General features: G+C 66.6%; 11 protein-coding genes. All 11 read right to left on the bottom strand.

What is annotated here, in order from left to right:
* Position 1: 1 nt before the first annotated feature.
* Complete coding sequence (locus tag ACPDIT_RS07185) at positions 2-2134, bottom strand: thioredoxin domain-containing protein (RefSeq protein ID WP_423442496.1); 2133 nt, start codon at positions 2132-2134, stop codon at positions 2-4.
* 827 nt (positions 2135-2961) lie between these two features.
* Entirely contained in the window at positions 2962-5478 is a 2517-nt protein-coding gene (locus ACPDIT_RS07180) for a LamG-like jellyroll fold domain-containing protein (protein ID WP_423442495.1), read from the bottom strand.
* A gap of 339 nt (positions 5479-5817) precedes the next feature.
* Positions 5818-6753, bottom strand: a complete 936-nt coding sequence (flgL, locus tag ACPDIT_RS07175; RefSeq protein ID WP_423442494.1) for a flagellar hook-associated protein FlgL — start codon at positions 6751-6753, stop codon at positions 5818-5820.
* A 23-nt stretch (positions 6754-6776) separates the two neighbouring features.
* Complete coding sequence (gene flgK, locus ACPDIT_RS07170) at positions 6777-8207, bottom strand: flagellar hook-associated protein FlgK (protein ID WP_423442493.1); 1431 nt, start codon at positions 8205-8207, stop codon at positions 6777-6779.
* Positions 8208-8211: 4 nt separating this feature from the next.
* A complete protein-coding gene (locus ACPDIT_RS07165; protein ID WP_423442492.1) occupies positions 8212-8712 on the bottom strand; it encodes a flagellar protein FlgN in 501 nt (166 codons plus the stop codon).
* Positions 8709-9161, bottom strand: coding sequence for a rod-binding protein (locus ACPDIT_RS07160; protein WP_423442491.1), 453 nt, complete (start codon positions 9159-9161; stop codon positions 8709-8711). The genes ACPDIT_RS07165 and ACPDIT_RS07160 overlap by 4 nt, the downstream gene beginning before the upstream one ends.
* Before the next feature lie 3 nt (positions 9162-9164).
* A complete protein-coding gene (locus ACPDIT_RS07155) occupies positions 9165-10229 on the bottom strand; it encodes a flagellar basal body P-ring protein FlgI (protein ID WP_423442577.1) in 1065 nt (354 codons plus the stop codon).
* Between the two features lie 222 nt (positions 10230-10451).
* Entirely contained in the window at positions 10452-11099 is a 648-nt protein-coding gene (locus ACPDIT_RS07150) for a flagellar basal body L-ring protein FlgH (RefSeq protein WP_423442490.1), read from the bottom strand.
* A gap of 2 nt (positions 11100-11101) precedes the next feature.
* Positions 11102-11818 (bottom strand): flagellar basal body P-ring formation chaperone FlgA, encoded by a 717-nt coding sequence (gene flgA, locus ACPDIT_RS07145; RefSeq protein ID WP_423442489.1) that lies wholly within the window; start codon positions 11816-11818, stop codon positions 11102-11104.
* 194 nt (positions 11819-12012) lie between these two features.
* Entirely contained in the window at positions 12013-12795 is a 783-nt protein-coding gene (gene flgG / locus ACPDIT_RS07140; RefSeq protein ID WP_423442488.1) for a flagellar basal-body rod protein FlgG, read from the bottom strand.
* Positions 12796-12824: 29 nt separating this feature from the next.
* Positions 12825-13595, bottom strand: a complete 771-nt coding sequence (locus ACPDIT_RS07135) for a flagellar hook-basal body protein (protein ID WP_423442487.1) — start codon at positions 13593-13595, stop codon at positions 12825-12827.
* Between the last annotated feature and the right edge of the window lie 99 nt (positions 13596-13694).

Here is a 13694-nt window from a genome sequence, read left to right as displayed (position 1 = left end):
GTCAGTCCGGAAGTTTCCCTGCTCGCGTCGGTTCCTCTCTCAAGAGCTCGACCAACCGTTGCGGATCGTCGGTGGGCGGCAAACAGGTTTCCCGCCGGCAGACCATGGCCCGGGGCAGCGTCGGCCGCGAGGTCGTCGGCCCGGGCAACGCCACCGGACCTTCGGTCCCCATCACCACCCGGAAAGGGTCGTATACCGAGTGTGCCGCGGCCAGAAGGGCACGGGTGCGCGGATCCTCCGGGGGCCCTTCGACGACGACCCTCGTCACGGGCCACAACGCGAAGCCGGCGGCGCGCAACATGGCGCAGTAGCCGGTGGGAGCAGCGGCCAGGCGCCCGGCAAAAGCCTGCAACGTCCGGAGGGCCGCGTCGCGATAGCGGTCCGAGCCCGTGATGGTTGCCAATCGCAGTAGCCCCTGCACGGCCAGGCTGTTGCCGGCGGGTTCGGCGCCGTCGGCCTCGTTCTTGATGCGCAGGATCAGGTCGCGACTCTCGGGCGGCGTCAGCCAAAAGCCGCCCTCGGCCGGATCGAAGAAGTCGCGCAACATTTCCCCGGCCAGCTCCACCGCGAAGGCCAGGGCATCGCCCTCCAGCGTGGCCTCGTACCACCACAGCACACCGTCGAGCAGGAACGCATAGTCTTCGAGGAACCGGACCGGCTGGACGCGGCCGGCTCGCCATTCGTGGCACAATCGCCCTGAGGGGGCTCGCTCGTCGTGCGTGGAGGGAGTCTCCTGCCAGAGGTGGCTTCGCAAAAACGCCAAATTGCGACCGGCGGCTTCCAAATAACGTGGCTCCTGCAGGACCGCCCCGGCTCGGGCCATGGCCCCGAGCATCAATCCGTTCCACGAGGTCAGGACCTTGTCGTCGCGGGCCGGGCGGACCCGCTGAGCGCGGGCGGCTCGCATTTTGTCCAGGGCCGAAGCCAACAGGACCCGCTCTGCCGCATCGGCCTCCTCGAGGGGCCGAACGATGCTCAACACGTTCAGGCCTCGCAACGGTTGGGGATGGCTGTGATCCACGAAGTTCCCTTCCGGCGTGATGCCGAAATGGCGGACGGTGACCTTGTACTCTTCCGGCGTCAGGATTTGATGGAGTTCCGCAGTCGTCCAACAGTAGAACTTTCCCTCATAGCCCTCGCTGTCGGCGTCTTCCCCGCTGTAAAAACCGCCGGCGGGATCGGTCAGGTCGCGCAACACATACTCCAGGATGTCACGAACCACGCCGGCGTGTCGTGCCTGGCCACTGCACTGGTGTGCCTCCAAGTAGAGGTGCGCCAGTTGCGCCTGGTCGTAGAGCATTTTCTCGAAGTGCGGCACCAGCCACTGGGCGTCCACCGAATAACGGGCGAACCCGCCGCCCAGATGATCATGAATGCCCCCGGCGGCCATGCGATCGCAGGTGTGCAGGACCTGCGCCACGGCCTCCGGCAACGAGAGTCGGGAGGCCATGCTGAGGAGAAACAATCCCACGGAGGGCTGGGGAAACTTGGGGGCCCCGCCGAATCCGCCGTGCACGGGATCATAGGTGTCCATGATCCGGCTGGCGGCGCGCCGCAGCAGGGGCGGGCCCGGCAGCCCGGGCGGGCCCGGGTCCAATTCCAGGACCGAGGCCAGGCGCTGACGGAGTTCGGCGGCGGCCTGTCGCAATTCGCCGCGTCGTTCCCGCCAGAGAGTGGCTACCCGCTGGAGGAGTTGCAGGAAGCCCGGTCGGCCATATCGGGGTTGGGGCGGGAAATAGGTTCCGCCGAAGAACGGCTCGCGGTCCGGGGTCAGAAACACCGTCAACGGCCAGCCGCCCTCCCCGGTGGTGGCCTGGACGAAACTCATGTACAGGCGATCCAGATCGGGCCGCTCCTCGCGGTCCACTTTGACGCTGATGAAATGGGCGTTGAGGAAGGCGGCCACTTCGGGGTTTTCGAAGGATTCCCGTTCCATGACGTGGCACCAGTGGCAGGTCGAGTAGCCGATGCTCAGGAAGACCGGTTTGTCCTCGGCGCGAGCGCGAGCGAAGGCTTCCTCACCCCACGGGTACCAGTCCACGGGATTGTGGGCGTGCTGGAGAAGATACGGCGAAATTTCGCGGGCCAACCGGTTCGCCGGCCGGCCGACATTTTGGACAACGGCATGTTCCATGGGCTTTGTGTCCGAGCAGCGCAACGGGCCGCACCCGTGACCTCCAAACCTAGACCAGGTCAACGCCTCTGCAACCGGCGGGCCTGGTCGATGCCGCCCCGCAAGAAGAACTGCCTCGACGGACGGAGCCCGCAGCCAGAACAGTCCGGAGGCACACAGCCCCTCTTACGAGCCTGCCGAAGTCCGTTTCGCGCGGGCGCTCAGCGCAAGCGGGGGCCGACCGACGGTCCCGATTCACGAGCCGTCCGGATCACGGGCTCCCGACCCGCACGCGCACCGGCGGTTCGAGACGTTCCCGGGTGTTGAAAGGACCTGCGGACTGCCGGTCCGCGGCCCGGCAGACCCTGGCCGCCTGCGCACCCACGAAACCGGCAGAGAAGGCAGGATCCGCAGGCGAAACGACCAGAGAACATCCCCCGATCCCACAACAGGCAGCAACCTCAGAGAAGAAGTCCACGCTCAGGCTGAGGTCGTTCGTAGGCAAGGCACCGTTGGAATCTCAAAGCGCACGAAGGCGGGTCAATCGGGGCCGCGGGGACGGTGCAAATGCAACTCGGGGCCAAATCCAGGGTGCGGTCAGGCGCAGGATTTCTCAGTCTGCGGCGGCGCAGGACTTCATCCGGCAAAACCGGCGAAACTCGAAGGCCGATTCAGGGCCCGAGCTTTCCAGATCGAGAGCAACCCGCGGGCGGTTCGCGGCGAAAGGAGTGCCGGAGCAGCTAGGGCCACGTCGGTGCCCGCTCGGGCCTCACAAGGCAGCCGGCACAGAATCCAAGGGCTTGCCCTGGCCGTGGGGCGAGTCCGCGCTCCCAGCAGCCCCCCATCGGCTACCGCCCCAAGCGGTAGAATCGCATGGGCCCGGGGCTCAACGAAAGGTCCACCTGCCATTGATCGCCGACGATGGCCGGCGAGGGCACGGCCACCGGTTGCCAGTCGGGACCGGTAAGATTGGTCGCGACCTGCAGGGCGAACCCGGCGTGAGCCAGCGGCCAGGTGATCCTGAGCTGATTGCCCAGGCGACGGATCTCGAGCAAGGGAGGTGTCTCCGCCAAAAGCCGGTCCGGTCCCAGCCGGTACAGGGCGGCGATTTCCTGCGGACGCAACGCCACGCGGTAAATCTGGAACTCGTCCAGCTCGGCATCCAGGTACGGATCCCAGGCGTATTGGGACCGGCCGAGATAGTTGTTCACCGTGGGACCCAACGAGGACGGGCGCAGGGTCAGGCCAGTGTTGGTGGCCACCGGCGCGCCGTTGACATACAGCATCCCCACGCTGCCGCGCAGGGTGACCACGATGTGATACCAGAGGCCGGTGGCCAGGACCGGACCGTCCATGCGTTGCTCGCCCCCGCTGCCGGAGACCGTGATGGCGAAACGCAGACGGCCGTTGCTGCCGTTCCGCGCGGTCAGGAACATGTTCGTCTGGGTGTTGTGGCCGAAGTCGAAAATGCGCGCCCAGTTGGCGGCGCTGTGCAGGCGCAGCCACACCGCCGCGCTGAAGTCGTTCAAACCGGACACCAGACCGGTGGGCAGGGCCACGTGTTGTTGGGAAGCCGGCGACAGTCGCACCCGGCCCGCGGTTCGCAGAGCTCCGTTGGGCAGGATGCCGTTGCCGGCGGGCCCGCTGGCGCTGTCGATGACCGTGTTGCCGGTGGCCTCATCGAAATTGTAGCGATGTTTGAGAGCAGGGGCGGCGGCGGTCACGAAGGACCAAACCGGGCCCGCATTCGTGTTGCCGCCGGCGATGCTGTCCACACGCCAGAAGTAGATCGTTCCACCGTCCAGGCCCCGAATCGGAAGGGCGTTCGTCGTGCTCCATCCGCGGAACTCGGGGTCGGCGGGCCCGGCGCGTGCGACGCGATTGGAGTCGGCTCCCAGGTACACGGCGGACACCAACGCATTCGAACCGGGCGTCCACCGCAACTGCAGGTCGGTGGGCACCCCCACGGCTCCGGGTGCGGGCGAGGGATCGCCCGCAGAGCCCAACGGGACGTACGCGTCCCAGATCACCGTGGTGATCGACGACGGCGGGAGTGCCGGTTCGGGCCCGATCTCGCCGAGGGGCACGAAGCGGTTCGTGCTGGCGGGATCATGCGCCTGCGCGCTGGTGGTTTGATAAGCGGAGGAGCGAAAGGCAGGGAACGAACCCAGGTTCCAACGGATGGTGGCCGCAGTGGAGGCATGTCGATTGATCAAAACCGCCACCAACCGCAGGTTGTCCGGCGTCAGGAAGGCACTGGCCAGCACTTGCGGATGCTCGCTGGTGGCTTCGACGCGTCGGCTGCCGGGCGTGATGAAACAGGAGTAGTGCTTTACCGCCCAGTAGGCGGGCGCGATCCAGTACCCGCGGGCCTGCGTCGGCGTACCGGGCGGGGCGTTGGTCCAGCGCGAGCGATCCCAGGGAAACTCGATTTGAATCAGGCCACCATCCGCTCCGGGCCAGATCAGGCTCCAGAAAGCAAACCCGCTGACGCGGCCGGCCGTCAGGCAGTGATGCAGCAGGATGGCCGCGTCCAACATGTTCGACAGGCCGTATTCGGTCATGAACCGCGGTTTGTCCGGGAAGTATCGGGTTGCTTCGACCAAACTGGGCACGTAGCCGTCCACGGTGTCGTCGATGCTGTCGCCATACAGATGATAGGCGACTCCGTAAAAGGTGCGGGGATCCAGCGTGGCGGCATACGAGGCCAGGGTGTTCCACCGAATGTGGACCACTTCCGGCGCGAGCAATCGGGGCGGGTCCGGCAGGCCGGAGAGCCTGCGGTGCACGGCCTCCAACGCACGCGCGTAACTGGCGTAGTTCGTTCCGCGGTCATACCCTTCGACCGGGCGAAAAATGCACGAGTCGTAGTCGGCCTCCCAATCCGGCTCGTTTTGGATACTGATCCAGGCGGGCGAGACCCCATTGGACCGGTAAAACTGCAGGGCGTCGTACCAGTACTGCGCGAACTCTTCGTAGAGGAACCGGCCATCGCGGTGGGCCAGGGTTCCTCCGTCGCCGGTCTGTCCGTTGCTTTTCAGAAAGGCGGGCGGGGCCCACGAACTCATGAGCACCGGCACGGGCCGCTGCAAGATGCGCTCGGCCCGTGCGACGAATTCGAACGCGGACGTATCCGGTGCGTTCGTGTAACGGAACCAGTTTCCCAACCGGAGCAGGGAAAGGTTCAGCCCGGCGAAGGCGTGTTGATAAATCTCTTCCTTGTACGGGTGGGCGGTGATCCAGCCGTTGTAGAAGCAGAGGGCACCGCCGATGCCTTCGATCGTCTGGTGAGGGCGCGCGGGATCGATGCGAATCAGGGAGGCCGCGGCAGCACCGCCGACGAGAAGGAAACAAGTGATACCCACGACCAGCACTCGATGGATCGCGGATGTCCGGCCCCACCTCACGGCCGGGAACATACCAAAGCAGGAATCATTGGCAAACCGGAGCGCAGCGGGTCTTCGGTCGCTGAAGTCGTGTCGCTCACCCTCCTTGACACGGGCGAGGCAAGAAAGTTGGCGTCGAGGGGCACCCTCGCCCCGAGGGATCCTGGAGCTCCCGACCGCACTTGTGCCTCAAGGTCACGGGAGCCGCCGGGCGACCGACCGGGAGTCAAACCATGTCGCCCGCGTCTCTGTGGGTTTGTCCTCTGGCGACTGCCCGAGTCGGGCGCCTTGGGGGGCAGCGCCCCTTTGCGGCCGCGCTTACCGGAGAAAGTTCAGCAGGGACTGTCGGAGGATGGCGGCGCCGCTCTGGAGGGCGGCCTGGTAGGCGTACTGGGCCTGATTGAGCCGCACGAGGGTTTCGGCCAGGTCGGCATCCACCTCGCGCGACACCGCCTGATCGAGCGCCATGAGCCGTTTGTCGGCGAGGCTCGCGGCCGTTTCGATGCGGGTCTGCAGGGCACCCTGGTTGCCGATGTGATAAAGCAGATTCTCCTCGTCTTGAAGGAGGGCGGGTCGGACGGTTCGAGCAATGGCGTCGGTGTCGCCTGCCAGGAGGCGGTCCTGGAGGGCGATGAGATGCGCGAAGAGATCGGCGCCGGTGCGGCTGTCGGCGACAAGGCCGCGCGGCCCGGTGCCCGTGGGATTGGCTCCGGGGATGTCGAGGGCGAGGGTGACGGCCTGTTCGATGGGGGTGGACGCGATTTCCGTGTTGCCCTGGTAGGTGACGGATGTCACGCGACCATCGGCATCCGTGGCCAGCACAAAAGGAGGTTGATCGGTACGGGTGCCGCCGAAGAGGTAGGCGCCGCGGTGTTTTTGGTTCAGGATCTGAACGGCGTGTTGGATGAGCTGGGTGACTTCGGCGGCGTAGATGCGGAGTTCATCCCGGGAGCGGGTGCCATCGGCGAGGGTGGCCAGTTCGGTGGCGCGGTCCGACACCTTCTTGAGGGCTTTGAGAGCATCGAACGTGACGTTGGCGCGTTCCTTGAGGGTGTCGAGGTTGGCCCGATATTGCTGCAGGGTGGCCGCTTCGGCGTGGAGGCCGAGGGCGCGCTGGATGGCGGCGGGATCATCCTCCGGGTTTTGGATCCGTTGGCCGGTGGCGACCTGGGTTTGGAGGCGGTACTGACGTCCGGTCAACGAGTTGAGCTGCTGGAGCAGCGATTGGGCGAAGGTGTTGCCGGTGACGCGCATGGCCGGGGAGCTCGAGGGTGGGGTTAACGTTTCAGGCCGAGGACGGTGTCGAGCATTTCGTCGAGGGTGACAATGAGTCGTGCCGAGGCTTCGTAGGCTTTTTGGAAGCGGATGAGGTCGGTCATTTCCTCGTCGATGGAAACGCCGCCGAGGGCGTCCCGTTGTCGATGGAGCAGGTCGAGGACGACGCGGTGATCGGCGATTTGGCCGTTGGCGTTGCGGAGGGCCAGGCCGAGTCGGGCGACCAACTGGCTGTAATGCTCCTGGAAGGTGCGATTGTCGAGGGCGGCGAGGGGTTGATCGGCCAGTTGCGCCAGAGCGAGTGCAACGGCGTTGTCGCCGGGCGCGCCGGGGGCGCCTGCGGCCTGAATGCGGGCCGGGTTGTCGGCCAGGGCGGGGTTGACGGCGATGGTGCGGGCGTCGGTGCCGGTGAAGAAATCGGCGCCCGTCTGGTTGGTCAGGCTGTAGCCGGTGCGATGAAGGTCGTTGACTTGGGTGATCAGCTCGCCGGCCAGGGTGTCGAGGTCGGCCCGCAGCTCGGCCAGGGTGGTGTCGCGGACCTGGATTGTGCCCGCGAGGGAACCGGAGACCGGATCCAGCGCCGTGCCGTCGCCGGTCGTTCGCAACCGGAGTCGGCCATTGCCCGGGTCGTAAGTCTCGATCTGCTCGACGACGTTGCGATCCGCGACCAGGGTGGTGCCGTTGACCGAGACGGTGACCGTGCCGTTGGAGGCCAGGCTGGTCTGGATCGCCACGTACTTGCTGAGTTCTTCGAGCTTCTGCTGGCGGGTGTCCCGCAGGTCGTTGGCGATGCCGCCGAGGGGAAGCTCGGCATTGACGATCTGGTCGTTCAGACGGGCGATGTCGGCCAGCAACTGATTGACGGTGGCGACGTCGCGGGTCAGGGCGGCGTTCAGTTGGTCGGTGAGCTGGTCGAGTCGGGTGGCGATCTGGTTGAAGCGGCTGGACAGGGTTTGCGCTTGAGCGACGAGAACCTGGCGTTCGGGCAGCGAATGCGGCGCGGCGGCCACGGCGCGAAACGCGTTGAAAAGCCCGGTCAGTTCATTGGCCAGGCCGGTGACGGTTCCGGCCTCGGCGACGGCGGCGGACCCGTTGAGCCCCTGGGCGGTCCGATCGATTTGCTCGCCGAGGCTGGCCTGGGCGGTTTGCAGGGCGCTTTGTTGGGCGGTCCAAAAACCGCCGACGCTCACCTCGTTTTGAACGTGGGCGTCCAGAAGGGCACTGCGCATCTGGCGGATGGCCACGGCTTCGACGCCGGTCCCTTGAGGCCCGATGAGGCTGGGCAGGGTGGGGGCACTTTGGAGAATGACCTTCTGGCGGGCGTAGGCGGGATTGTTGACGTTGGCCAGGTTTTGGCCGGCCACTTCGACGCCCAGTTGCTGGGTTTGCAGGGCGCGCGCGCCGAGGTTCAGCGTGCCGAAGAGTCCGAGCATGGTATCAACCCACGGCGTTGAACAGGGTGGAGGCGGACCAGGGAGGTGCAGCGGGCAGGTTTCCGTTTCCGCCGTACGTGAGGGGCGCGCTGCCCGGGAACAGTGCGGTCAGAAGCCGTTGCATGAGCTCCACGGCCCGGTGCAGAAGCAGATGATTCTGGCGGGCGCGTTGTTGGACGCGGACCAGCAGGTCGTTGTTTTCCTGGACCAGGGCCTGGACCAGGGGCTGGTAATCGGCCGGCAACTGCGGGATCAGCTCGGCGAAGGAGGCGGACTCGGGCAGACCCAGGCGGGCGGCCAGTTGTCGGCGGCAGGCGTCGCGGTGATCGCGGGCCTGTTGAAGGAGACGGGCCTGGGTCTGAATGGCACCGACGGTTTGAAGAAGATCGTCGGTGCGCCGATTCAGGACGCTGTCCTGCTGCTGGTCCAGCAGGGCGAGCATTTCGCCGTAGTGTTGCAGCTCCTGGCGCAGGGCCTCGATGAGTTCGCTCAAAGGCTCGTTCATGGACGCTCAAAGGGGACGCCGCCGCGAGCCGGGAACGGAGGTTCTGCCGGTCGGGTGCTGGCGGGACGACCGGCAGGGGAGGCGGGAGGCAACGCGGTGTCCGTTCCCGGCTGCGCGGTGGCGAAAACGGTGGGGGAGGCGGAGGCGCTGCGCGGAAGGAGCTGTTGCTGGAGGCTCCGGGCCAGGCCCAGCGTTCCACTGCGCGCGATGGCCTCGGCCAGTTGCTCACAGAAGAGGTCCCGGTAAATCCCGGCCGCCGCCGACTCCTCGGTCAGGCTGGAAACAATGACGGGCTGCTGGGTCTGTCGCAGGATCTGACGCACCAGGAGGGCTTCGAACTGGCGGCTGGCCTCGGCCACTTTTTCCTGCTCGCTCAGGTGCGGGCTTTGCACCAGTCGTTCCAGCGGAGGCGGGGCGGAGGTCAGGGCCGGGACGGGGGCGGGGCTCATGGTTCAACGGATGATCAACTCGGCCTGCAGGGCGCCGGCCTGTTTGAGGGCCTGGAAAATGGCCATGATGTCGCGCGGGGTAACCCCGAGGCTGTTGAGCGCGCTGGCCACCTGCTCGACGGTTGGCAACTCCGGCAACGCCACCAGACCCGCCTTGTTCTCGGTGACCTCGGTGGTAGTGCTGGGGGTGACGACCGTGGTGCCGGCCCCGAGGGGATTGGGTTGAGAGACGCTCAGCGTGGAACTGACGTTGATGGTGATGTTGCCGTGCGAGATGGCGCAGTGGGCGATGCGGATGCGGGAGGTGGCCACGATGGTGCCGGTGCGTTCGTTGATGATGATGCGGGCCGGCGTGTCCGGCTGCACCTCCACCGCTTCCAACTGGGCCACAAAATCGACCGGACGCGCCCGCCAGGGCTCGGGCAGGGTGACGCGCACGGAGGTGGCATCCACGGCCTCGGCCGCGTTGGTGAAAAGGTTGTTGATGGCCTGCGCGATGCGGGAGGCGGTGGTGAAGTCCGGCTCACGCAGCAGCAGCTCCAGGGAATTGTCGCGGACGATCTGAGTGGGGATTTCGCGTTCGACCAGGGCCCCGCCGATGATGGTGGCGACGGTGGGATGATTCTTGGTCACGGTGGCGCCGCCGGCGCCGCCCTGGCCGCCGGTAAAGCCGCCCACCGCCAGCGGCCCCTGGGCCACGGCGTACACGCGGTTGTCCGCCCCCAACAGCGGCGTTTGCAAAAGGACGCCGCCCTGGAGCGACTTTGCGTCTCCCATGGAGGCCACCTGCACGTCCAGGCGGGTGCCGGGTTTGGCGAAGGCGGGAATGTCCGCCGTGACCATGACGACGGCGACGTTTTTGGCGGAGAGCGTGGTGGGCGGAACATTGATGCCGTAGCGCTGCAGCATGTTGGCGATGGTCTGCTTGGTGTACACCGGATCCTTGTCGCCATCGCCGGCCAGCCCCACGACCAGGCCGAACCCCACCAGTTGATTGTCGCGTGCCCCAGCAATCATGGCCAGGTCGCGGACCCGCACGCCGGCGCCCCAGGCGGGCCATGCAAGCATCAGGACCACCGCACCCAGGGCCACCGCCCGGGCCCGGGTTTGTTGCAACCATTCGTGCAGCCGCGGTTTTGCGGCGCCCCGTCGCGCGGCCGGGCCGCCCGCGAAGCAGCGCACCGGCGCGGGGGGAGTCGCGGCCCAGAGAACCGTCAGGCGGAAGGCCCTCCTCGCTGAGGGAGGGGCTGCGCTTTCACCCTGCGGTTGGGGCATGACAGTCCACATGACTCAAAACGGGGTGATTTTGTCCCAGAGCCGGCTGAACCAACCCTTGCGCTGGCTGTCGATCAAGGTGCCCTTGCCGATGATCTCGATTTTGGCATCGGCGATGTTGTAGCTGTACACGGTGTTGTTGGGCAGGACGTCCTCGGGCCGGACGATGCCGCGCAGGACCATCGTTTGGATTTCGTTGCCCACGACCGTTTCGCGCCGGCCCTCGATGATCAAATTGCGGTTGGGCAACACCTCGATCACCTGAACGGCGGCCCGGGCGGTGATGCGCTCGGAGTTGGCGACGGAACCGCCCCCGCTGAACTGGTTCTTGCTGTTCCATCGCAACGCCGGCAACTGCCCCCGCCGCGTCAGCAACGGACTGGCGGTGGGACTGTAGAAAAAGGCGCTCAGGCCTGCGTCCATGCCCGACTCTCGCGTGGTGGCCGTCTTGTTGTCTTTGGCGGTGACCGTGCTTTCCTGCACCAGCACCGTCAGAATGTCGCCCACTGCCAGGGCCCGCTTGTCCGCGTACATGGAGCGGGAAACCTCGTCCCGCCAAAGCGACTGGGCCTGCGCGGGCGGGTGCAGAATCGTGACCACAGCCCCGGCCAAGAGGACCGGAGCGAGGCAGCGAAAACCGGGTAAGGACGGGATACGTCGCATGGTTAGAGCGAGACCTGAACAGTCTGGGCATCGATCACGCGGCCATAGAGGTCGCGTCGGCTGACCGGGTTGCGGATGCGCACGATCTGGCCCGGCGCACCGTCCTCGAGGGCCTCGACCTTGAGACTGATGCGCAAGGCCCCGTCTTGCAGCACGGCGTCCGCCAGTTGCCCGCGGCGAATCACCGGCCGGGGTCGGACGGCCCGGGCCAGCACCGGAGCGCCGGCCGGGATTACATCGGCGGCCTCGAGTTCGACCGGACTCGGGCGGTCGAGGTCGGCCAGGGGTTCTCGCAGGGTCAGGACGTCGCGGGTTTCCCGGACCAATTCCGCCTCGCGCAAGGGCGTCCCGCGGCGGATCGTGGTGCGGGCGACCCAGACCTCCCGCCACAGCCGCGCCTGCACCGCGGTTTGCCAAACCCCCAGGGACCGGTCGCCGCTCTTGAGCTCGAAACGCAGAATGAACTGCGGGCTCAGCCCCGTGGCGGGCAGTTCTCGCACGACCAGCTCGAGTGGTCCCTCGGGGACCTTCACCGGCGTCCAAGGGCGCAGGAGCTGCAGTTCGAGCCGACCCTGTTCCGGGTCGAGCCGCTCCTGCAGAGCGCGGGTCAGGAGCAGGACCAGTTCGTTGCTGCTCAGGGTCAGGGGCACCGCGGGCGCGATGAGCCCGGCCGCAACCGAATCCGTGGCCTGCGAGCGCGCGGCGACTTCGGACGGCACGACATGGGCGCCGTGCCACGCGGATGGGTCGGATGACGCGGGCTCGCCGGCTCGAAGGGAGCCGGCGAACCCGCCGTCCAGGCAGGCACAGCAAATCAGCAAACCTGCGAGCACCGTCGAACCCGGCCGGCCGCCTGCCGGGGCGGGGAACCGACGTATTTGCGCGAAACCGGTCATGGCCAGAAGGACGGACATCACCGCCGCAGGTTGTTGGACTGTTGCATCATCTCATCGGCCGCTTGAATCGCGCGCGCGTTCACCTCGTAGGCGCGCTGGGCCAGAATGAGGTTCACCATTTCCTCCACAACTTTGACGTTGGAAAGCTCCAGATATCCCTGTTCCAACTCGCCGAAGCCGTTTTCGCCGGGATTGCCCAGCTCCGGCGGGCCGGAGGCGAGGGTTTCGCGGAACAGGTTCCGTCCGATGCTCTCGAGTCCGGCCGGGTTGTTGAAGCGGACCAGTTGCACGCGGAAGGTGGTGTTGCCGTTGGGGCCACTGTAGGTCACCTCGCCGTTGGGCGAGATGGTGATGTTGGTGGTGCCGGGGGGCACGGCCTGGAACCCGCCCAGCAGGGTGAAGCCTTCGCTGGTGACGATGCGGCCGTCGGACGCGGTTTTGAACGCGCCGGCGCGGGTGTAGGCGCGCGACCCATCCGGCAGTTGCACCTCGAAAAATCCGTCGCCCTGAATGGCCACGTCGAGCCGCTCGCCCGTCTGGGTCAACTCGCCGGTGGTGAAGATGCGCGCCGTGGCCACGGGTCGGGACCCCTGCCCCACTTGCAGGCCCGTGGGCAACAGGTTGCCCTGGCCGCTTTCCGAGCCGGGCGCACGGAGCGTCTGGTACAGCAGTTCCTGAAACTCGACCTTGCTTTTCTTGAACCCGGTCGTGTTGACGTTGGCCAGGTTGTTGGCGATGACGTCCAGGTTCAGTTGCTGCGATTCCATGCCCGCAGCGGCAGAGTAAAGAGCGCGCAACATGGCAATCTCCGAGAGCGGACAGATTCAGATCAACCCGGATTTCCCAATTCCGCAATCACGCGGCCCATGCGTTCGTCCTGCGCCTGCAGGACGCGTTGATTGGCTTCGAACAGGCGCAGCGTGGTGATCAGGCTGGCCATTTCGTTGAGCGGCGAAATGTTCGAGGACTCCCGGGCTCCCTGGATCACCCGGGACTGTCGCGCCGGCTGCGCCACCAGCGCGGGATCGTCGGCCAGGAACAACCCGGCGGGCAGCGGACGCAACCGATGCGGATCGTCGAACTCCACCAGGCGCAGTTGACCCCGCGCCTCCTGTCCCTGAAACACCTGCCCCTCCGGCGTAATCGACAGGGTCTCCCGGTTGGCCGGATCCAGTTGAATGGGGCCGTTCAAGCCCATGACCCGGTACCCGTGCTGGGTGACCAGGTAACCCTGGGCGTCCACATGGAACTGGCCCCGCCGCGTGTAGGCCAAGGTGCCGTCCGGCAGTTGCACCTCGAAAAAGGCCGGGCCGTCGATCGCCAGGTCCGTGGGGGACTCCGAGGCGGTGATCTCCCCGGGTGAAAAATTCGTGCCCACGGACACGCGTGGGATGTGGAAGCGATTGCCGGGGGCCTGCGGCGCGCCGGAAGCGAACCCGGCGGCGACCGTGGAGAAGGAGGTCTCCAGGCGCCGCGCGCCCGGCACGGCGCTCATGGCCAGGTTCTGCGTAATCAGCTCCTGGACCCGCGCATGAGCGTTCATCGCGGCTGCGGCCTGGTAGAGGCTCACATTCATGCACCCGGCTGCAGAGCAGTGCATGTGCCAGCCACCGTTCCCGCCGCAGAAGCCCACGGAACGCACTGCCGGCTGGCAAAAGCTGCCACCTCCGACTGCAGCTTTTGCCGGGCTGCGGATCGC

It is taken from the genome of Limisphaera sp. VF-2, assembly GCF_049537125.1.
Classification (GTDB): domain Bacteria; phylum Verrucomicrobiota; class Verrucomicrobiia; order Limisphaerales; family Limisphaeraceae; genus Limisphaera.
Note: the sequence above shows the minus strand (reverse complement) of the source record. Positions and strands in the feature narration are given on the sequence as shown.